Raw genomic sequence first — 20463 nt, 5'->3', positions numbered from 1 at the left:
CCGCCCTGATTCCGGAAGAGGCCGAGCCGAACCATGACGGACCGTTTCTCCGACCCGAATACCGCCCTGCACCCGATGGGCACCCGCCCCGGCAGTCAGTGGGGCGTCAACGGCGAACTCGCCGATCTCAGCCGCCCGGCACCGGCTCCCCGTGCCGTCTCTTTTTCCGCGCAGCCCAAGTCGCTGCGTCTCGATCTCAATCGTCTGGCCGTGATCGTGGTGGATATGCAGAACGATTTCTGCACCCCCGGCGGCTGGCTCGATCACATCGGCGTGGACACCACGCCGGCGCGTCGCCCGCTGGCGCCGCTGCAAACCCTGTTGCCCGCGCTGCGCGCCGCCGACGTGCCGGTGGTGTGGGTGAACTGGGGCAACCGCCGGGACCTGATGAACATTTCCCCGGCCCTGCGCCATGTCTACAACGGCAGCGGCGAGGACGTGGGGCTGGGCGATCCGGTGCCCGCCTCCGGCGCGCCGGTGCTGGAAAAAGACAGCTGGGGCGCCGCCGTCATCGATGAACTGACGGTGGCCGATAGCGATGTGCGCGTGGACAAATTCCGCATGAGCGGCTTCTGGGATACGCCGCTGGATTCCATCCTTCGTAATCTTGGTGTCAGCACCTGCCTGTTCGCCGGCGTCAACGCCGACCAGTGCGTGCTGCACACCCTGGCGGACGCCAACTTCCTCGGCTACGACACCGTGCTGCTGGAAGACTGCACCGCCACCACTTCCCCGGCGTTCTGCTGGGACGCGACGCTCTATAACGCGCGGCAGATCTTCGGCTTCACGGCGCTGTCCTCCGATCTGATCGCCGCCCTGGAGGCCCGTTGATGCTGCCTTTTTTCAAACGCCCCGACCAGTTCGAAGCCTTCCGCATCAAGGCGGGGGAAAGCAACCGTCTGGTGGTGATGTTCGACTCCATCAAGGAGAAGCTGGATTTCATCGCCTGCGTGGAAATCTTCGACGAGGGCGGCCTGACGCCGCCCAACACCCACAAGGCCGCCGATGAATTGTTCTTCGTGCTGGAAGGCGAAGGCCGCGCCCGCTGCGACGACAGCTGGGTGGAACTGCGCAAGGGCGACGCCATGGTGGTGCCCGCCGGCGCCGAGCACGTGGTGGAGAACACCGGTGCCGGGCGCCTCTACACGCTCACCGTGATGGTGCCCGACGAGCATTTCGCCGAGCTGATTCGTAACGGCGTTCCCGACCGTCTGGACGACGAGGATATGCGGGTGCTGCGCGGGGTGGGCGCATGAAGGCGCCGATGCCGGAAGTGGTCTCCATGCGCACCCGCGATGGCGTGCGGCTGGACGCGGACCTCTATGTGCCCGAGGGCGAGGGCCCGTTCCCGGCGCTGCTGATGCGCCAGCCCTACGGTCGCCGCATCGCCTCCACCGTCACCTACGCCCATCCGTCCTGGTACGCCGCCCAGGGGTACCTGGTGGTGATCCAGGACGTGCGTGGGCGCGGCACCTCCGAGGGCCGCTTCGAACCCTTTATCAACGAACAACGGGACGGCGAGGACACCTTGGAATGGCTGGCGTCGCTGCCGTCCTGCAACGGCCGGGTGGGCATGTACGGCTTCTCCTACCAGGGCGTTACCCAGCTGTTCGCCGCCGCCAGCGGCCATCCGGCCTTGAAAGCCATCGCCCCGGCCATGACCGGTTTTCGTCTCGACCGGGACTGGGCCTATGAAGGCGGTGCCTTCCGGCTGCAGAACAGCCTGTCCTGGGCGGCCCAGCTGGGCGCCGAAAGCGACCGCCGCGACGGCAACCATGAGCGCTTCGCGCAACGCTACCGCCTGGGCCACGGGCCCGCCGCCGACGAACTGATCGACCCGGCCTCGCCGGCGGTGCGCGACCTGCTCGGCGGCACCTTTTACGGGGACTGGCTGGACCGCTCCCTGGACAGTGATTATTGGGAAGAACGCTCGGTGGCCGGCTGCCTGCCGGTGGTGGACCTGCCGGCCCTGCACGTGGGCGGCTGGTTCGACAGCTTTCTCACCGGCACCTTCGCCACCTTCGAGCATCTGCGCGCCGGCGGCGGCCACCAGCGTCTGGTGATCGGCCCCTGGACTCATCTGCCGTGGACGCCGGCGGTGGGGCAGGCGTGGCTGGGCGACGCCGCCCAGTCCACCATCGACACCCTGCAACTGCGCTGGTTCGATCATTTTCTCAAAGGCCACGACACCGGCGTGGACCGCGACCCCACGGTGCAGCTCTACGACCTGCGCGCCAATCGCTGGCGCGCCTACGCCGACTACCCGCCGGCGCCTGGCACGCGCCTGCCGCTGGCCAGCGACGGCAGCGCCGGCTTCGACATCGGCGGTGGTCGCCTGGGCGAAACCGGCGAGCCGGTGGTGGACACTTTTATCCACGATCCCTGGCGGCCGGTGCCGGCGGTGGGTGGGCACCTGGCGCCGTCCCCGGGCATCCACGACCGCACCGTGGTGGACGCCCGTCCGGACGTGCTGACCTACACCGGCGCGGCCCTGCAGACCGATCACCAACTGGCTGGTCCGGTGAGCGTGACGCTCAACGCCGCCGCCGACGCCGACAGCTTCGATCTGTGCGCGGTGCTGTCGGTGGTGGACGCGGACGGCCGCGCCCGCAACCTGACCCAGGGCTACGTTCGCACCCGTGGCAACGGCCCGGTGACCGTGGACCTGCGCGGCACCTGCGCGCTGCTGCGCGCCGGCGAGCGGCTGCGCCTCAGCGTCAGTGGCGCCTGCTACCCCGCCTATGCCCTGAACGACGGCAGCGGCCGCGCCCCCGGCGCGATGCGCGCCGCCGACCTGCGCATTCTGACCCTCAGCGTGAACACCCAGGGGTCCTGGGTTGAGCTGCCCGCTCAATCCCTGGCCATGAAGGAGGAAAACCCGTGACACACGTGAAAGCAATCCGCCCCGAGGTGGTCGTGGCCGGGCAGGACCCGGACACCGCCGGTACGCCGCAGAGCAACAGCCGCGCCGGCCGTCCCATCGTCGACGTACACGGCGTGGACAAGGTCTACAACAACGGCACCGTGGCCCTCAAGGACGTGGAACTGACCGTCAAGGAAGGGGAGTTCGTCAGCCTGCTGGGACCCAGCGGCTGCGGCAAATCCACCCTGCTGCGGCTGATGGCCGGCCTCGGCGACGTCACCCGCGGTGAAGTGAAATGGTGGGAGCAGGGCTACGACGTGGTCGGCCAGAAAGGCCGCAAGCTGGCCTTCGTATTCCAGAACGCCACCCTGATGCCGTGGGCGCGGGTGCGCAAGAACGTGCGCCTGCCCCTGGACCTGAACCGGGAGAAGGGCCCGGAGACCGAGCAGCGCATCGACCAGGCCCTGGAGATGGTGGGCCTGAGCAAATTCGGTGGCGCCTATCCCCGGGAGCTGTCCGGCGGCATGCAGATGCGCGTGTCCATCGCCCGCGCCATGGTCACCGAACCCAACCTGCTGTTGATGGACGAGCCGTTCGGCGCCCTCGACGAAATGACCCGCAACAAACTCAACGACGACCTGCTGCGGCTGTGGAAGGCCAACGGCTGGACCGTGGTGTTCGTCACCCACTCGGTGTACGAGGCGGTGTATCTGTCCAATCGGGTGGTGGTGATGGCGGCGCGTCCGGGCCGGGTGATCGAGGACGTGCCCATCGAAGCCCCCTATCCGCGCGGTCAGGAATTCCGCGTATCCACTGAGTTCGCCGGTTACTGCCGGCGTGTGTCCGAAGCGCTGGAAGTGGCCAGCCGCCAGGGTGAGGAGGCCAGCTCATGAAATCGCCGTTACTGGAAAATGAACGCTTCGTGCAGATTGCCGCGCCGGTGTTTGTCGGCGTGGTGTTTCTGCTGCTCTGGGAAGCGGTGGTACGCGCCACCGGCACGCCGGTGTACATCCTGCCCGGGCCGGTGGACATCGGTAAGGCGTTCGTGGAGGACTGGGGCGTGCTGTTCCACAGTCTGCTGATGACGCTCAAGGTGACCCTGATGGCGTTCGCCATCTCGGTGGTGCTGGGCACCGCCGCCTCGTTGCTGTTCGTGCAGAGCCGCTGGATCGAGGTCAGCCTGTTCCCCTACGCGGTGCTGATGCAGGTGACGCCGATCGTGGCGATCGCGCCGCTGATCATCATCTGGGTGGACGACACCACCTGGGCACTCACCGTGTGCGCGGTGATCATCGCCATCTTCCCGATTATTTCCAACACCACCCTGGGGCTGCGCAGCGTCGATCCGAATCTGCTCAGCATGTTCCGCATGTACCGCACCGGGCGGTTGCAACAGCTGGTCCGGCTGCGCATTCCCAGTGCCCTGCCGTACTTCTTCGGCGGCATGCGCATCAGCACCGGCCTGGCGCTGATCGGCGCGGTGGTGGCCGAGTTCGTGGCCGGCACCGGCGGCACCCAGGCGGGGCTGGCCTATCTGATTCTGCAGTCCGGCTACAACCTGAATATTCCCCGCATGTTCGCGGCGCTGGGGCTGATCACCCTGACCGGGATCATCCTGTTCGCCCTGATGGTTTGGCTTTCCGACCGGGTGCTGCGCAATTGGCACGAAAGCGCGCTCAAGGTCGAGCATTAAGTGGAGAGTAAAAGAATGGAGAGCACGATGACCGACAACGACACCCTGCAACAGCTTTGCGCCGACCTGGACGGGCTCGAAATGAGCACCGAGGACCGCGCGTTGCAGCGTTACTCCAAGGACTTCGCCTGGTTCAGCCCGGTGCTGGTGGAGCAGCTGCGCGGCAAGCAGGCGGAGCTGGTGGTGAAGCCGTCCAGCGAGGACGAGGTGAAGCGCGTGGCGGCGGCCTGCTCGAAACACGGCATCCCGCTCACCCTGCGCGGCAGCGGCACCGGTAATTACGGCCAGAGCACGCCGCTGCACGGCGGCGTGCTGATGGACATGAGCGGCCTGAACCAGATTCTCTGGATCAAGGACGGCGTGGCCCGGGTGCAGGCCGGCGCCCGGCTGGTGGACATCGACAAGGCCGCCCGTGAGCACGGCTGGGAACTGCGCCTGATGCCCTCCACCTACCGGCTGGCCACCGCCGGCGGCTTTTTCTGCGGCGGCTTCGGCGGCGTCGGCTCGATCACCTACGGTTCCATCGGCGACCCGGGCAATGTGCTCGGCGTGCGCGCTCTGAGCATGGCGGAGGAACCGCAAGCGGAAGAATTGCGCGGCGCCGAGGCCCGCGATCTTTACCACGCCTATGGCGTCAACGGCCTGATCACCGAACTGGAGTTCGCCCTGGCCCCGGCCCTGGACTGGCGCGAGAACCTGCTCAGCTTTCCGGATTTCATGCAGGCGGTGAAGTTCTGTCAGGCCCTGGGCAGCACCTGCGGCACCATGAAAAAGCTGCTGACGCTGCTGGCGGACCCGCTGCCACAAATGTGCGGCCTGGAAGACAAAATCGGCGCCGGTCACACCGCGGTGGTGGCCATCGTCAACCGGCCGGGCATGGACGCGCTCCATGAGCTGCGCGAGAAATTCGGCGGTGAGCTGGTGGAAGAGCAGTCCCACGCGGAGGTGTTCGGCACCACCAAAAGCATGATCGAACACAGCTGGAACCACACCACCCTGCACATCTTCCGCAAGCACAAGGACATCACCTACCTGCAGAGCGGCTTCCGCCCCTGGGAGAACGTGGAGAAGGTGGAAGAGATGCACCGCCACTTCGGTGAAGAGGTAATGCTGCATCTGGAATTTCTGCGCGCGGACGGCGCGGTGACCTGCAGCGGCCTGCAGGTGATCCGCTATTCCGGTGAGGAACGGCTGAACGAGATCATCCAGTTCCATCGCGACAACGGCGTGTTCGTCAGCAACCCGCACACCTACATTCTCGAGGACGGCGGCAAGCTCACCGTGGACCCGGGGCAGCTGGCCATGAAGCGGCGCCTGGATCCCCAGGGACTGCTCAATCCGGGCAAGATGCGCACCTGGGACGAGGAGGCCGCGGCATGACCCAGCTCCACGGCGCGGTACCGCCTTCCCGTTTCCTGCCTTACTTCACCGCCCCGGCCATCGAGGCGCTGCCGGACAAGGAAAACTCGGTGATCGTGCTGCCCATCGGCGCCATCGAGCAGCACGGGCCGCACCTGCCGGTGTGCACCGATACCGCCATCGCCACGGAACTGACCGGCCGCGCCCTGGCGGCGCTGCCGCCGTCGATTCCGGCCTTCGCGTTGCCGCCGGTGTGGTGCGGAAAGTCCAACGAACACATTAATTTCTCCGGCACCGTGATTCTCAAGGCGGAAACGCTGATGCGGATTCTCTGGGACATCGGTGAAAGCGTTTACCGCATGGGCTTTCGCAAGCTGGTGCTGCTCAACGGCCACGGCGGTCAGCCCCAGGTGGTGGAGATCATCGCCCGGGACCTGCGCGCCGAGTATCAGGACTTCTGTCTGTTCCCGGTGTTCTCCTGGGCGGTGCCCCACTGCGCCAGTGAGTTTCTGTCCACCAGGGAACTGGAAGAAGGCATCCACGCCGGTCGTTCCGAGACCAGCCTGATGATGGCGCTGGCCGAAGAGCACGTGCACCCGGACCGGGCGGTGGGCGAGTACCCGCCGCCGCATCAGGGCCTGCTGACGCCGGAGGGGCGTTTCCGCTATGCCTGGCTGACCCATGACCTGAGCAAAAGCGGGGTGGTGGGCGACCCGGCCGGTTCCTGCCGGGAAGAGGGCGACAAGATGCTCGCCTCCCTGATCGAAGGCTGGGTGCGCGCCTTCGAGGAAATCCATCATTTCCGGATGCCCGGCCAGGGGGCCGGCTGATCCTTTTTCGACTGTGGAGGTCGTGATGAAACCTTGGAAGCACGCGCGCGGGGCGCTGGCCGGAGTACTGGTGGGCGGTGTGGTCGCCGTCAGCCAGGCCGCCGACCTGACACCGGTGACGGTGAGCACCACCTGGTACGCCCAGGCGGAACATGGCGGCATCTACGCCGCCAAGGCCCTGGGGCTTTATGAGCAGGAAGGGCTGGACGTGACCATCAAGATGGGCGGCCCGCAGGTCAACAATGTGCAGCTGCTGCTGGGCGGCGCCACCGATTTCAGCATGGGCTACAGCCTGCAGTCGCTGAACGCGGTGAAGCAGGGCCTGCCGCTGGTGACGGTGGCGGCCTTCTTCCAGAAGGACCCGCAATCGCTGATGGTCCATGAAGGGCAGGGCTATGACGACATCGCCGACCTCAAGGGCGCCGGCATCCGCATTCCCACCGCCGGCCGGGTGGCCTACTGGCCCTGGCTGAAAGCGCAATACGGCTTCACCGACGATCAGCTGCGCCCCTACGATTACACCATCGGGCCCTTTATCGCCGACAAACGCATCGCCCAGCAGGGCTACATCACCAATGACGGTTACTTCCTGGGCAAGGAGAAGGTGGCCGCCAAAAGCCTGCTGCTGGCGGACGCCGGCTGGGGCGCCTACGCGGGCACGCTGGATACCACTCAAGAGATGATCGACGAGCATCCGGAGGTGGTGCAGGCCATGGTGGACGCCACCGCCAAGGGTTGGGCGGCCTACTTCGAGAATCCCGGTCCCGCCAATACGCTGATCCAGGCCCACAACCCGGAAATGGCGGACGCCCTGATCGCCTACAGCATCAAGGAAATGCAGGCGCAGAACCTGCTGCTGGCCTCCGACGCGGAAGGCGGCCGTTACGGCATGATGAGTGATGAGCGCTGGAAGGACTTCTACCAGGACATGGTCGAGGCCGGCACCCTGCCCGAGGGGCTGGATTACCGGAAAGCCTACGACCTGCGGTTCATTCAGGAAACCTGGGACGACTGATCGTCCTCTTCCCGGGGCGCCCGGCGCCCCAGGTAGTTCTGTGAGGTGCGGTGGGCGCTGAGCACGTGGTCGCGGATCTGTTCCGCGGCGTGCTCGCTCTCACCCCGCACGATGGCCATGACGATACCGCTGTGTTCGGCGAACGAGGTGGAAAGCCGGTCGCCCACGGTGAACTGCACGCGCCGGTAGGCCAGCACCCGGGAACGGGCGGCCATGGCGGCCTCGAACAGATAGCTGTTGTGGCAACCGCTGAACAGCCGCTCGTGGAAGCGCAGGTTGGCGGCGTCGTAGGCGTCCACGTCCTCGTTGACCACGTGCACATGGCTGTCCAGGTGCACCGCCAGCAGTTCCTCGCGCTCGGCCCGGGTCATCTTGGTCGCCGCCATGCGCGCGCACACCGCTTCCATTTCCGCGGCGTACTCGAACATTTCCGTCAGTCGCTGGTCGGGGATCTCGATCACGAACACGCCGCGCCGGTGCTGGTGTTCCACCAGGCCGGCGGAGGCCATCTCCCGCAACGCCTCGCGCACCGGGGTGCGCGACACGTCGAAACGGCGCGCCAGGGCGATCTCGTCCAGCCGGGTGCCCGGCGGCAGGGCGCCGCCGAGAATTTCATCGGACAGTGCCCGGCGGATCTGCTCCGCCAGGGGGCGGTCGGTGTCCACCGGCAACGGTACGGCGGACACGGGAGATGACTGCTCGCTCATTGTTTTTAGCCCTCGTCCATGAACGATACATGGGCGGCCACGACGCGCCAGCCCTCGGGGCGGCGCGCCCAAACCTGGCTTTGTCGTCCGGTGCGGGAGTTACCCGGCCGGGTGAACTCGGTCCAGACCGTGGCCAGGTCGCGACCATGGGTGGTGATACGGGTGTTATGCAGGGTGCGGGCCAGATTGTTGCCTGGCCGGGCGGCACGGAACGCCTGAATCTGGTCGTAGCCGTACAGGTTTTCGCCGGCGCCGTAGCGCACCACCCTGGAATCTTCCCAGAATAACCGATCCAGTACCGCCACGTCGTTATTGACCAGTGCGTTTTCGTATTCCTCGAAGGCGGCGTGTACTTCCGCCACCACCTCCGGCAGATCCAGCTCCATGCTCATTGTGTCTGCTCCCACTTCACCGCCAGGTCAAGGAGCGCCCGGTCGCTGCCCGGCGGGCCGATCAGCGACAGACCCACCGGGCCGCGCGCGTCGCGCAGCAGCGGCAGGCTCAGCTGCGGCAGGCCGGCGGTGCCGGCCACGGCGGTCATGCACAGGGTGCGAAAGCGTACTTCGTCCACTTCCTGGTCGCTGGCGTCCAGCGGGATCGCCGAGGTGGGCGTGGTGGGCAGGCACAGCACGGTGCCATCGCTCACCAGTTGCCGCACCCGCCGGCGCAGGGCGTCACAGGTGGCGCGGGCCTCGGCGGCCTGCTCCGGGGTGATGGCGGCGGCGGCGGCGAAGCGCTCACGGATGCCGGGGCCGAACTCCGGCCGGTGCGTGGTGATCCACTCGCCGAAATACTGCCAGGCCTCGAACGCCTGGGCCGGGCGGAACGCCTGGAAAAAGGCGTCCAGCGGGCCCACCGTGGCGTCCTCGTCCAGGCGCAGCCCGGCGAAGCCGCCGGCGGTGAGGTCGCGCAGCTGGTCGACGACGGTCTCGTCGGCCATGTCCAGGCCCTCGCGCAGCAGGCGCAGTGCCACCGGGGCCGGGCCGGCGTCCGGCGTCATCAGCACCTTGCCCACCGCCGCCATGGTGGCGGCGTCGGCGGCGAACCAGCCGAGGGTGTCGAAGCTTTTGGCCAGGTGCGCGGTGTACCGGTCGTCCACCCGCCCGTGGGTGGGGCGCAGGCCGTACACGCCGCAGTAGCTGGCCGGCACCCGCACCGAGCCGCCGGTGTCGCTGCCCAGGGCGAAGTCCACCAGGCCGGCGGCCACCACCGAGGCGGAGCCGCTGGACGAGCCGCCGGGGATGCCGTCCGGCACCGCCGGGTTGGGCGGCGTGCCGTAGTGCACGTTCTGGCCGGCCAGGCTGTAGGTGAGCTCGTCGGTGTGGGTTTTGCCGACCAGCTCGGCGCCGGCGGCCAGCAGCGCTTCCACCAGCGGCGAGGTGTGGTCGGCGGGGGAGTGGGTTTCACGATAGAGAGGATGACCGATGCCGGTGACGGTGCCGGCGATGTCGTACACGTCCTTCACCGCGAAGCGCCGGCCGTCCAGCGTACCGCGGCCGGTGGGGTGAAGGTGGACCGGGTCGAAGTCCAGAAAGCCGTTTTCCAGTTTCACGAAAGTCTCCATTTCCGATGACGGGGCCCCGGCTACATGCCCGAGACCACGGTGCGGGGCAGCCATAGGCTGATTTCAGGGAACACATTGACGATCAGCAGCGCCAGCATCGCCAGCCACACCAGCGGCAGGGCGCCGCGCACCGCCTCGGAGTAACGCACATTGCCGAGGCCGCTGGCGACGAACAGGTTCATGCCGAAGGGTGGGGTGAACATGCCGATGGCACAGTTCACGCACAGGATCACGCCCAGATGCACCAGATCGATGCCCACCGCCCGGGCCACGTTGACGATCAACGGCACCAGGATAATGACGATGGAATTGGGGTCCAGGAACATGCCCGCGATCAGCACCACCACATTGATCAACAGCAGCAGGGTCCAGGGGCTGTCGCTGAGCGCCAGCAGGCCGCCGGCGATGGTCTCGGTGATGCCGGTGGAGGTGAGGTACCAGGAAAACGCCGCCGCCGCCGAGATGATGATCATCACCTGGGCGGTGATCACGGCGCTGTCCACGCACACCTCCCACAGCGAAGCCAGGTCCAGCTCCCGGTACACGAACAGGCCGACGAAGGCGGCGTAGGCCACCGCCACCGCCGCCGCCTCGGTGGGCGTGAACACGCCGCCGTAAATGCCGCCCAGGATCAGCACCGGAATCGCCAGCCCCCAGATCGCCTCGCGCACCGCCGCCATCAGCTCGCCCAGGCCCGGCCAGGGCTGTGGCTCCAGCCCGTCGCGGCGGGCCCGGTACCAGCAATAACCGAAGAACACCGCGCCGTAGACCAGGCCGGCGCCGATGCCGGCCATGAACAGGGCGCCGATGGACACCCCGGCCACGGCGCCGTAGACGATCATGAAAATGCTCGGCGGAATGATGATGCCGAGGGCGCCGGTGGCCATCAGCAGTCCCAGGGTGAACTTCTTGTCGTAGCCCTGCTCGGTCATGGTCGGCAGCATCATGCGGCCGATGGAGACCACGGTGGCCGGGCTGGAGCCGGAGATGGCGCCGAAGAACATGGAGCCGGTGACCGTGGTCATGGCCAGCCCGCCGCGCATCGGCCCCACCAGCAGCATGGCCACGCGCAGGATGCGCTGGGACAGGCCGCCGGTGCTCATCAGATTGCCGGCCAGGATAAACAGCGGAATCGCCATCAGCGGAAAGCTGTCCAGGCCGGAGAACATGCGCTGAATGATCAGCATCAGCGGCGTGCCGTTTTCCAGATGCAGGCCGATGAACACCGCCAGGGTCAGCGCCACGAAGATCGGCAGGCCCACGGTGAGCAGGCCGGATACCATCACGAAGAAACCCGCGCCCATATCGTTACCCCGCCAGAACCGGGGCCGGCTCCCGGGCCGGCCGTGGGTGCAGTATGCGCACCAGGGATTCCGCCAGGCGGATCAGCATCAGCACGCCGCTGACCGGGATCGCCAGGTAGAACCAGTACATCGGTGCCTCCATGGCCGGCGACACCTGCCCGAAGCGGTGCAGGGTCTGCACCATGGCGCCGCCGTACCACACCAGCAGCCCGGCCAGCGCCGCGCAGGCCAGGGTGATCAGCACTTCCAGGGTCTTGCGGGCCGGGCCGGGGAGAATCTGGCGCAGCACGTCGATGCTGATGTGCGCGTCCTTGCGAAACGCCAGGCCGCAGGACAGGAACACCATCCAGATGATGGCGTAGCGCACGCTTTCCTCGGCCCAGCTGAACGAGAAGTTGAACAGGGCGCGGGCGCTGATCTGCACGCACAGCATGAGCGCGGCGAACAGGATCAGACTGCCCACCGCCGCCGCCTCCAGTTTGGCGAGACCGTCGCTGAATCGTTGCCACATGATGATTGCTCCCCGCCGACCGTTACTGGCCGGCGCTCAGACGCTCGAGTTCCTGGCGGGTGGCCTGCATCAGGTCCGCGCCGAGAATGCCGCCGAATTCTTCGTAGACCGGGTCCATGGCGTCGCGGAAGGCCTGCTTCTGCGCGTCGGTGAGTTCGATCACTTCGGTACCGCCGGCGGCCTTGATGCCGTCCAGGTAGCCCTGTTCGCGGGCGGCGGAGCGCTCGCGCTGATACTCACCGGCCTCGCGGGCGGCGGCCATCAGGATGTCCTGCTGGTCCTTGGGCAGGCCGTCGAACCACACCTTGCTGAAGATGAAGGCGGTGCCCAGGTAGCCGTGGTTGGAAAGCATCAGGTAGTCCTGCACCTCGTAGAACTTCATCTGCGAGATCGACACCAGCGGGTTTTCCTGGCAGTCCACCACGCCCTGCTGCAGGGCGGTGTAGGTTTCCGAGAAGGCGATCGGCACCGGGTTGGCGCCCACCGCTTTGTACTGGGCGATCAGCAGCGGACTTTCCATGACCCGGAACTTGGTGCCTTTCAGGTCGGCGGGCTGGTGCACCGCTCGGTCGCAGGTCATCTGCTTGAAGCCGCTTTCCCAGAACATGGCGGGTTCGAAGCCGGCGTTACGCAGGCCGCTCAGCACCTGGTCGCCCACCGGGCCGTCCAGGAACTCATAGGCCACCTCCCGGGAGGGGAACAGGAACGGCAGGTCGATCAGCTGCAGCTGCTTGTTGAAGCCGCTCAGTTTGGCGGTGGGAATGGGCGCCGCCTGCACCGCGCCGAACTGCATCTGTTGCGCCACCTGCACGTCATCGCCGAGGGCGTTGTTGGGGTAGATCTTCACCTCGATGGCGCCGCCGCTGCGGTCTTCCACCAGTTCCTTGAAGCGCACCGCGCCCTCTTGCTGGGCGCTGTCCTCGGTGAGGTCGTGGTGCAGTTTGACGACGGTGGCCGCCTGGGCGCCCAGGCCGAGCAGGCACAGCGCCACGAGGGTGAGCGAACGGGTAATACGGATCATGGAAGGTCTCCTGCCGAAAGGGAGTAAGGACAGGAGGAACAGAGCAGACTTTGTGCCAAAACCATTTCTTCTTATTCAACAAGGGGTTAGGTATTTATTGAGGACAATAAATGTCTCTCGATGGTGCACGGTGCCCCGAATGTATACACGACAGTCGGCGGATAGGGGCGGAGTAAAAACGTTCATCGCGCCCTGAGCCGCTGAGCAGTGAGCTTCGGCGCGATGAAACAAAAAAAGGCGACGGCCGGGGGGCCGGACCGTCGCCGAGGGGGTTGCTCTTTAAAGTGAGGCGGGGCGCGTCAGAGGGTCGCCACCACGCCGTCGCTGCGCGGATCGCTGGCGCCTTCGATGACGCCGTCCGGATGGCGCACCACGGCGCCGGCATGGCCCATGGTGTCGCTGAAGTCCTGGTCCAGCACTTCCACCTGGTGGCCGGCGTCGCGCAGTTGTTGAACCAGTTGCGCCTCGAAGCGGGCCTCCAGCTTCAGGCTGGTGCTTTCCTCGCCCCAGGTGCGGCCCAGCAGCCAGCGCGGCGCGGTGACCGCCTGCTGCAGCGGCTGGTTGAACAGGCCGTAGCGGCTGAACACCGCCGCCTGGGTTTGCGGTTGCCCTTCGCCGCCCATGGTGCCGTACACCATGGTGCGGCCGTCGTCGAAGCGGGCCATGGCCGGGTTCAGGGTGTGGAACGGCTTGCGGCCCGGTTTCAGGGCCTGGGGCGCGTCCGGGTCCAGGGAGAAACTGATGCCCCGGTTCTGCCACAGCACCCCGGAGGAGGGCAGCACCACGCCGCTGCCGAATTCCCAGTAAATGCTCTGGATAAAGCTGGCGCTGCGACCTTCCCGGTCGATGCAGCCCATCCAGATGGTGTCGCCGGGCAGCGCCGGTTGCGGCCAGGGCAGGGCGGTGGCCGGGTCGATGCGGGCGGCCCGTTCGGCCAGGTCGGTGTCGGTGAGGAAATCCGCCGGGTCCACGTCCATGTAGGCCGGGTCGGTGCAGTGCCGGTCGCGGATCAGGAACGCCTGCTTGGTGGCTTCCACCAGACCGTGCAGGTGCTCGAAGCCCTCCGCCTCGGTGACGCCGAGCCGGTCGAACAGGCCCAGAATCATCAGCGATGCCATGCCCTGGGTGGGCGGCGGCTGGTTGTAGAGGGTGGCGGTGCGCAGCCGGGTGGAGAGCGGCTCCACCACCCGCGCGTGATAGGCGGCCAGGTCGTCGCGGCTCACCGGGCTGCCCACCCGGGCCAAGTCCTCGGCCATGGCGGCGGCCAGCTCGCCGCGATAGAAATCGTCCAGCCCGGCCCGGCCCAGGCGCTCCAGGGTATCGGCCAGCCGCGCCTGGCGCAGAACGCGGCCCTCGGCGGGCACCTGGCCGTCCAGCAGGTAGGTGTCGGCGAAGCCGGGCACCTGGCCCAGTTCCGGCAGCTTGGCGGCGGTCAGGGCGGCCTGGCTCGGGGTCACGGCGATGCCGTCCCGGGCATGGCGCTGGGCGTCTTCCAGCAGCCGGGGCAGGGGCAGGCGGCCGCCCCATTGGCCGGCGATTTCCCGGGCCCGCTCCCAACCGCTGATGGTGCCGGCCACGGTGAGGGCGGCCAGGGGCCCCCGGGAAGGGATCACGTCGTGGCCCCGGCTCCGGTAGAAGTCCGCGTCGGCGGCGGCCGCCGCCGGCCCGCAGGCCTCGATGGCGCGCGGCGCCTGGCCGGGTTCGGCCAGCAGCCAGAAGCCGTCGCCGCCGATGGCGTTCATGTGCGGGTAGACCACGGCGATGGCGGCGGCGGCGGCGATCATCGCCTCGGCGGCGTTACCGCCCTCGCGGAGCACGTCCCGGCCGGCCTGGGCGGCCAGATGATGGGGGGCGACGAAGACGCCGCCCAGGGCGCGTTTGGTGTGCAGCATGTCGTTTCCTCAGAGCAGCCCGTAGAACATCCGCAGGGACGTAATGAACAGGAACAGCGCGAACGCCTGGCGCAGGCGGGTGGCGTTGATGGCATGGGCCAGCCGCGCGCCCACCGGGGCCATCAGCATGGTCATCGGCACGATCAGGATAAAGCCGACCAGGTTCACGTAGCCCACCGTGAACGGCGGCCGGCCCGGATCGTCCATGCCGTGCAGCAGGAAGCCGATGGCGCCGGGCACGCTGATGAACAGGCCGATGGCGGCGGCGGTGCCCACCGCCTTGTGGATCGGGTAATTGAACAGGGTCAGGATCGGCACCGTCAGGGTGCCGCCGCCGATGCCCATCAGGGTGGAGAAGCCGCCGATCACGGTGCCGATCAACTGCTTGAACGGGGTCGGGGGCAGCGATTCCGCCAGGGCGCCGCCCTGGGTGCGGAACGCCATGTTGGCGGCCACCAGCAGCGCCACGGCGGCGAAGATGGCGGTCAGGGCGGTGCCCCCCAGGTAACCGCTCAGCCAGGTGCCGATCAGCACGCCGATCACCAGCGCCGGGCCCAGGGTCTTGAGCAGCGAGGCGTCCAGGTTGCCCTTGGCCGCGTGGGCCCGGGCCGACATGATCGAGGTGGGAATGATGGTGGCCAGGGAGGTGCCCACCGCCACGTGCATCTTCACCGACTCGTCCACGCCCAGCAGGGTGAACAGATGATAAAGCACCGGCACGATGACGATGCCGCCGCCGACCCCCAGCAGACCGGCCATGATGCCGGCGATGACACCGGTGGCCAGCAGGGCGACCACCAGGCCCGCCAGCCAGGCGGCGCTGTATTGATCCAGGAATTCCAAGAGGTGACTCCTCTGACTGCGTGTTGTAGTGCCGCCCGAGCAGCGTCGTGGGCGGTTTTAGGGCTTGGAGCAAGTTATGTGCCGTTCTTGTATACACGGGAATTGGTAAGAAAGTGAAGGGTTTAGGGGTATTCAGGTGGTGAATGTTGGGGCTTCATGAGATTGATGCACTTTTTTGGTGCGAATTTGGGGGTGGGTGGGTGGTTTGGGGGCAGGTGGGAGGTGGCGGACCGGCGGGGGGAAGGTGGCCGGATCGCTTTTGGCGATTCGGCCATCCCGGCCTTTGGCCGGGACCGTCCCCGCGGGGCGGGGACGTCCTGCGCGAAGCGGTGCTTCGCTTGTCGAACCCGGACTTCTGATCTCATCCGACCACCTCAACCGCGCAAAGAAAAAGGGGCACCCCAATGGGGTGCCCCTTTTTCTTTGCGTTGGTGGAGGCGGCGGGAATCGAACCCGCGTCCGCCAGCAATCCGCCTGTGGATCTACATGTTTAGTCTAGTCTATTGATTTAAGTGGCTGCGGCCCGACCGACAGGGCGCAGTCACCGAGTCCCTGAGAGTTTTAACGGCGCCGTCCGGGACGGACTTTGCCGCGAGCCTGTGTAGCGATGCTCGCCGCACTTCCCCACAGGCTGGGTCGTTTGGCGATAAGCGGGGTTTAAGCCGCTAGTGCGTAAGTATCGTCGTTTGCGATTACTTTAGTATGCCACAAGGGATTTACGAGCATTGTGACCCTACTCGACATGCACCACAGGTTTCTTTACCGGCGTCGAAGCCATGTCGCCCCCTGTGATCGGGCTATTGTAGGAGATGGGGGTGGTGCGGGGAAAGGCAAGGGGGCGGTTCCGCGAAGAAAAAGTGCCGGAAAAAGAGCGGCTTAACGCGCTTTTACATTGATTGTCCAACAATCGGACCTGATTGCCATGGAATCGTCACGACCCGGGCGCATCATGGTTCTTACAGCGTGCCCCCGAATTCCGATGATAAAGCCGGCCGCTGATCCCGATCGTTTAATGAGGAGCAAGATGATGAAAGCGATCCTTCGATCAGCTGGAGAGGTTGCCGAGAAAATGCTGGCGCCGGTGACGGCCCATCCGTTGCTGGCCCATACCCTGGGTCTGCTGCTGACGGTGGCCTTGTACGCCGGCGGCCTCGCGGCGGTGGTGGCGGTGAGCGGCGAGGCGCGGATTCCCGTGCTGCTGTTCGCGGTGTACTTCCTGCCGGCGGTGCTGCGTGCCTGGCTGCAGCTGTACTGGCTGGTGCGCGACGACGTGCGCGGCTGGCGCCGGCGGCACGGACGCACCGGCAAGGCGTTCTAGCGGACCCTTGGCGGCAACGGTGGAAACGGAAAGGGCCGCCCGAGGGCGGCCCTTTTCCTTGTCCGGGCGGGCGTCGTGGAACGCGGCGGCCTGGCTCAGTTCTGCCGCAAGATGCGCTGCTTCTGGCGGTTCCAGTCCCGTTCGCGCTCGGTGGCGCGTTTGTCGTGCTTCTGCTTGCCCTTGGCCAGGGCGATGTCCAACTTCACCAGACCCCGTTTCCAGTGCAGGTTCACCGGCACGCAGGTGAAGCCCTGCTTCTGCACGCCACTGAACACCTTGGCCAGCTCCTTGCGGTGCAGCAGCAGCTTGCGGCTGCGCTGCGGGTCCGGCACGAAGTGGGTGCTGGCGGCGGGCAGGGGCTCGAAGCGGGCGCCAAACAGAAAGGCCTCGCCGTCCTTGAGGAGGATATAGGACTCCGTCAGGTTGCCTTTGCCGGCGCGCAGGGATTTCACTTCCCAGCCTTCCAGCGCCAGACCGGCTTCGAAGAACTCTTCCAGGTGATAGTCGAAGCGCGCCTTGCGGTTCTGCGCAATGGCGTTGCTGCTCGACGTTTGTTTTTTCGCTTTGCCCATGGGGCGGCGATTATAGAGAGTGGCCGGCCCCGTGGCGAGCGCGGCGGCGGTGAACTTGTTAAACCTTGTCTTAACCGTGGTCAAAGGGTAAGTGGTCGCCCACTTCCCTTGAGGGGCCCCGGGAAAATCAAGACAATGGCGGCACTGCGTCGAGGGGTTGTGATCCGATGAACGAAACGAACAAGCCGGTCCACGGCATGTGGACCAGCCGGTGGGTGTTTATTCTGGCGGCCACCGGGTCCGCGGTGGGGCTGGGCAACATCTGGCGGTTTCCCTACATCACCGGGGAGTACGGCGGCGGCGCCTTCGTGCTGCTGTATCTGGCCTGCATCGCCCTGATCGGGGTGCCGATCATGATCGCCGAGGTGACCCTGGGCCGGCGCGGCGGGCTCAGCCCGATCCATTCCATGGGGCGGCTGGCGGAGCAGAGCAAGGTGAGCCGGCGCTGGAAGGGTATCGGCTATCTGGGCGCGTTGTCCGGTTTTCTGATTCTGTCGTTCTATTCGGTGGTGGCCAGCTGGGCGCTGATCTATGTGTGGGAGGCGGTGAGCGGCCTGTTCCGGGGCATGACCGCGGTGCAGTCCCAGGCCAATTTCGAGGCCATGCAGGCCAACCCCTGGCTGATGCTGGGCTCGCACAGTCTGTTCATGGTGCTGACCATGGGCGTGGTGGCGCTGGGCGTGAAGCGCGGCCTGGAGCGGGCGGTGGAAGTGCTGATGCCGCTGCTGTTCGTGCTGCTGCTGGTGCTGATCGGCTACGCCGCCACCACCCCGGGCTTCGCCGAGGGGGTGGCTTTCCTGTTCGCCTTCGATTTCTCCAAGCTGTCCGGGGAGGCGGTGGTGATCGCCCTGGGGCAGGCGTTCTTCACCTTGAGCCTGGGCATGGGCGCGATCATGGCCTATGGCGCCTACATGCCCCGTGAGATCAAGGACAAGAAGACCGGACGTGCCCGTCCGGTGTCGATCGGCTCGTCGGTGGTGATCATCGCCGCCCTGGATACGCTGGTGGCGCTGGGTGCCGGTCTGGCCATGTTCCCGTTGCTGTTCACCGGCAACCTGGAGCCGGCCCAGGGGCCGGGCATGATGTTCGTGACCCTGCCGCTGGCGTTCGGCCAGATGCCCGGTGGCGTGCTGTTCGGCTCCCTGTTCTTCGTGCTGGTGGTGTGCGCCGCCTGGACCTCGTCGATTTCCCTGGGCGAGCCGATGGTGGCCTGGCTGGTGGAGCGCGGCAAAAGCCGCTGGGCCGCGTCGCTGCTGGTGGGCGGCGCCGCCTGGGTGCTGGGCGTGGGGTCGGTGCTGTCGTTCAACCTGTGGAAGGAGCATACCTTCCTGATGGGCACCTTCTTCGACAATATCGAATTCCTGTCCACCAGTATCCTGCTGCCCCTGGGCGGGCTGCTGATCGCCCTGTTCGCCGGCTGGGTGATGAAAGAGACCCAGGTGCGCAAGGAGCTGGCCATGAAGAGCTTCGCGCTGTACATGGTGTGGCGGGCGCTGGTACGGATCTTCTCGCCGCTTGCGATGATCGCGGTGATCGCCTATGCCCTGTGGTCCGCCACCAGTGGCTGACACCCTCCGCGTGGAAGTGGTGTTCGCGCTGCCGGACCGGCAGCGCCTGATCGCCCTGGACGTGGCGCCGGGCACCACCATGCTGGAGGCCGCCCGTCAGTCCGGCATCGCCGGGCAGTTCGAGGGTCTGGAGCTGGAGACGGCGTCCATGGGGATCTTCGGCAAGGCGGAACCGCACCCGGCGGAACGGGTGCTGGCGGAGGGGGAGCGGGTGGAAATCTACCGGCCGCTGCAGGTGGACCCGAAGGCGGCGCGGCGGGCCCGCGCCGCGCGGGGGCGCCGCGACGGCTGAGCGTCCGGCGCGCTATCGGGCTGTCAGCGCGGCAGCGGCCTTCTACGATCTGGGCAGCGGCTTACTATGACCGGGGCAGCGGCACCGTGGTCGCTTCCGGGGTGCTCGGCGGCGCGCCCGGGTCCGGTTCCGGGTCGTTGAGCGGCTCCTGATCGACGGTGCCGCCGTCACGACGGCGGTCCTCGGCGCGCAGTTCCAGTTCACGGTCGCGGCGGCCGGAAGTGCGTTCACGCACGTCGGCCAGCGCCTGGCCTTCGTAACGGCTGTAGCGGCCCCCTTCGAAATACACCACCACCTGCTGCTTCACGGTGTCCGCCTTGCCGGGCTGGTAATGCAGCAGGTAGAGCCAGGTATCCGGGGTGAACGGGTCGGTGAGGGTGGGCGGCCCCAGTACGAAACGCACCTGTTCCGGGGTCATGCCGGGCTCCAGCTCGGCCAGCATGTCCTGGGAGACCACATTCCCCTGAGGGATATCAATGCGGTACACCCCGGGGAATCGCAGGGAACTGCAGCCGGCCAGCAGGGCGGCGAACAACAGGGAAACGAGAATGGTCCTTGGCATGATGTTTCGACTTGGCATAATGTCCGGGCGATAATACAGACTTGTCTAAGGGGAACAAGGTTCCTCACGGAATCGGGAATCCCCGCTGGCGGCATACGGAGCAATTATTTTGGATAATCAGGATCTTAGGAAAGCGGGCTTGAAGGTGACCCTGCCACGGATGAAAATCCTGCAGCAGCTGGAATCCTCCAAGGAACGGCATCTCAGCGCCGAGGACATCTACAAATCGCTGATGGACTCCGGGGAGGACGTGGGCCTGGCCACCGTCTACCGGGTGCTCACCCAGTTCGAGCAGGCCGGCATCGTGCTGCGCCACAACTTCGAAGGCGGGTCGGCGGTGTTCGAGCTGGCCGACGAGGAGCACCATGATCATATGGTGTGCATGGAGTCCGGCGAGGTGATCGAATTCCTGGACGAGGAAATCGAGAAACGCCAGCACCGCATCGCCGAGCAGCACGGTTACGAGATCGTCGATCACTCCCTGGTGCTGTACGTCCGGCCCAAAGCCGGCAAGAAGTAAGCCCCTCTTCAGCCCCGCCAGCCTGTGCC

22 protein-coding genes and 1 other RNA gene are annotated in these 20463 nt (G+C 66.6%); 12 read left to right on the top strand and 11 right to left on the bottom strand.

Annotated elements, in window-relative coordinates; all coding sequences use genetic code 11:
- Positions 1-33: 33 nt before the first annotated feature.
- From ACLD0W_RS14185 to ACLD0W_RS14150, 8 genes are read left to right on the top strand one after another with little or no spacing between them, the layout of a single operon-like run.
- Positions 34-831, top strand: a complete 798-nt coding sequence (locus ACLD0W_RS14185; protein ID WP_410308135.1) for a cysteine hydrolase family protein — start codon at positions 34-36, stop codon at positions 829-831.
- Positions 831-1256: a cupin domain-containing protein gene (locus ACLD0W_RS14180; RefSeq protein ID WP_410308134.1), complete on the top strand. Its 426-nt coding sequence runs from the start codon at positions 831-833 to the stop codon at positions 1254-1256. The genes ACLD0W_RS14185 and ACLD0W_RS14180 overlap by 1 nt, the downstream gene beginning before the upstream one ends.
- Complete coding sequence (locus ACLD0W_RS14175; RefSeq protein ID WP_410308133.1) at positions 1253-2884, top strand: CocE/NonD family hydrolase; 1632 nt, start codon at positions 1253-1255, stop codon at positions 2882-2884. The genes ACLD0W_RS14180 and ACLD0W_RS14175 overlap by 4 nt, the downstream gene beginning before the upstream one ends.
- On the top strand, positions 2881-3756 hold the full coding sequence (locus ACLD0W_RS14170) for an ABC transporter ATP-binding protein (protein WP_410308132.1): 876 nt from the start codon (positions 2881-2883) through the stop codon (positions 3754-3756). The genes ACLD0W_RS14175 and ACLD0W_RS14170 overlap by 4 nt, the downstream gene beginning before the upstream one ends.
- Positions 3753-4556 carry an ABC transporter permease gene (locus tag ACLD0W_RS14165; protein WP_410308131.1) on the top strand — a complete coding sequence of 268 codons (804 nt, stop codon included), beginning with the start codon at positions 3753-3755 and terminating at the stop codon, positions 4554-4556. The genes ACLD0W_RS14170 and ACLD0W_RS14165 overlap by 4 nt, the downstream gene beginning before the upstream one ends.
- 27 nt (positions 4557-4583) lie before the next feature.
- Complete coding sequence (locus ACLD0W_RS14160; RefSeq protein WP_410308130.1) at positions 4584-5936, top strand: FAD-binding oxidoreductase; 1353 nt, start codon at positions 4584-4586, stop codon at positions 5934-5936.
- The gene (locus ACLD0W_RS14155) at positions 5933-6745 is read left to right on the top strand and encodes a creatininase family protein (RefSeq protein ID WP_410308129.1); all 813 of its coding nucleotides are present in this window, start codon (positions 5933-5935) and stop codon (positions 6743-6745) included. Before ACLD0W_RS14160 ends, ACLD0W_RS14155 begins: the two co-directional genes overlap by 4 nt.
- Positions 6746-6770: 25 nt before the next feature.
- On the top strand, positions 6771-7760 hold the full coding sequence (locus ACLD0W_RS14150) for an ABC transporter substrate-binding protein (protein WP_410308128.1): 990 nt from the start codon (positions 6771-6773) through the stop codon (positions 7758-7760).
- Here the strand turns inward: ACLD0W_RS14150 and ACLD0W_RS14145 are convergent.
- The 9 genes from ACLD0W_RS14145 to ssrA form a co-directional block, all read right to left on the bottom strand.
- Positions 7739-8446, bottom strand: a complete 708-nt coding sequence (locus tag ACLD0W_RS14145) for a GntR family transcriptional regulator (protein ID WP_410308127.1) — start codon at positions 8444-8446, stop codon at positions 7739-7741. The two genes, ACLD0W_RS14150 and ACLD0W_RS14145, sit on opposite strands and share 22 nt — an antisense overlap.
- Positions 8447-8472: 26 nt before the next feature.
- Positions 8473-8859, bottom strand: coding sequence for an oxalurate catabolism protein HpxZ (gene hpxZ / locus ACLD0W_RS14140; protein ID WP_410308126.1), 387 nt, complete (start codon positions 8857-8859; stop codon positions 8473-8475).
- On the bottom strand, positions 8856-10019 hold the full coding sequence (locus tag ACLD0W_RS14135) for an amidase (RefSeq protein WP_410308125.1): 1164 nt from the start codon (positions 10017-10019) through the stop codon (positions 8856-8858). The genes hpxZ and ACLD0W_RS14135 overlap by 4 nt, the downstream gene beginning before the upstream one ends.
- Before the next feature lie 32 nt (positions 10020-10051).
- Entirely contained in the window at positions 10052-11335 is a 1284-nt protein-coding gene (locus tag ACLD0W_RS14130) for a TRAP transporter large permease (RefSeq protein WP_410308124.1), read from the bottom strand.
- A 4-nt stretch (positions 11336-11339) separates the two neighbouring features.
- A complete protein-coding gene (locus tag ACLD0W_RS14125; protein ID WP_410308123.1) occupies positions 11340-11846 on the bottom strand; it encodes a TRAP transporter small permease in 507 nt (168 codons plus the stop codon).
- Between the two features lie 22 nt (positions 11847-11868).
- Positions 11869-12867: a TRAP transporter substrate-binding protein gene (locus ACLD0W_RS14120; protein ID WP_410308122.1), complete on the bottom strand. Its 999-nt coding sequence runs from the start codon at positions 12865-12867 to the stop codon at positions 11869-11871.
- Positions 12868-13166: 299 nt separating this feature from the next.
- Positions 13167-14759 (bottom strand): gamma-glutamyltransferase family protein, encoded by a 1593-nt coding sequence (locus ACLD0W_RS14115; RefSeq protein ID WP_410308121.1) that lies wholly within the window; start codon positions 14757-14759, stop codon positions 13167-13169.
- 9 nt (positions 14760-14768) lie between these two features.
- Complete coding sequence (locus ACLD0W_RS14110; protein ID WP_410308120.1) at positions 14769-15602, bottom strand: sulfite exporter TauE/SafE family protein; 834 nt, start codon at positions 15600-15602, stop codon at positions 14769-14771.
- 429 nt (positions 15603-16031) lie between these two features.
- Positions 16032-16389: a transfer-messenger RNA gene (gene ssrA, locus ACLD0W_RS14105) on the bottom strand.
- Positions 16390-16629: 240 nt separating this feature from the next.
- Here ssrA and ACLD0W_RS14100 point away from each other — a divergent pair.
- A complete protein-coding gene (locus ACLD0W_RS14100; protein WP_410308119.1) occupies positions 16630-16920 on the top strand; it encodes a hypothetical protein in 291 nt (96 codons plus the stop codon).
- Between the two features lie 95 nt (positions 16921-17015).
- Here the strand turns inward: ACLD0W_RS14100 and smpB are convergent, their stop codons facing one another.
- The gene (gene smpB / locus ACLD0W_RS14095) at positions 17016-17492 is read right to left on the bottom strand and encodes an SsrA-binding protein SmpB (protein WP_410308118.1); all 477 of its coding nucleotides are present in this window, start codon (positions 17490-17492) and stop codon (positions 17016-17018) included.
- A 167-nt stretch (positions 17493-17659) separates the two neighbouring features.
- Here smpB and ACLD0W_RS14090 point away from each other — a divergent pair, with 167 nt between their 5' ends.
- Both ACLD0W_RS14090 and ACLD0W_RS14085 read left to right on the top strand, forming a co-directional pair.
- Positions 17660-19060: a sodium-dependent transporter gene (locus ACLD0W_RS14090; RefSeq protein ID WP_410308117.1), complete on the top strand. Its 1401-nt coding sequence runs from the start codon at positions 17660-17662 to the stop codon at positions 19058-19060.
- The gene (locus ACLD0W_RS14085) at positions 19053-19352 is read left to right on the top strand and encodes an RnfH family protein (protein WP_410308116.1); all 300 of its coding nucleotides are present in this window, start codon (positions 19053-19055) and stop codon (positions 19350-19352) included. Before ACLD0W_RS14090 ends, ACLD0W_RS14085 begins: the two co-directional genes overlap by 8 nt.
- A 64-nt stretch (positions 19353-19416) precedes the next feature.
- Here ACLD0W_RS14085 and ACLD0W_RS14080 read toward each other — a convergent pair whose 3' ends face one another.
- A complete protein-coding gene (locus tag ACLD0W_RS14080) occupies positions 19417-19914 on the bottom strand; it encodes an outer membrane protein assembly factor BamE (RefSeq protein ID WP_410308115.1) in 498 nt (165 codons plus the stop codon).
- A 109-nt stretch (positions 19915-20023) separates the two neighbouring features.
- On the opposite strand from ACLD0W_RS14080, the gene fur reads away from it, so the two are divergent.
- Entirely contained in the window at positions 20024-20434 is a 411-nt protein-coding gene (gene fur, locus ACLD0W_RS14075) for a ferric iron uptake transcriptional regulator (RefSeq protein ID WP_410308114.1), read from the top strand.
- Positions 20435-20463 lie beyond the last annotated feature (29 nt).

Origin of the sequence: Alloalcanivorax sp. C16-1, assembly GCF_046507805.1 — a bacterium.
In the GTDB taxonomy this organism is placed as follows: domain Bacteria; phylum Pseudomonadota; class Gammaproteobacteria; order Pseudomonadales; family Alcanivoracaceae; genus Alloalcanivorax.
Note: the sequence above shows the minus strand (reverse complement) of the source record. Positions and strands in the feature narration are given on the sequence as shown.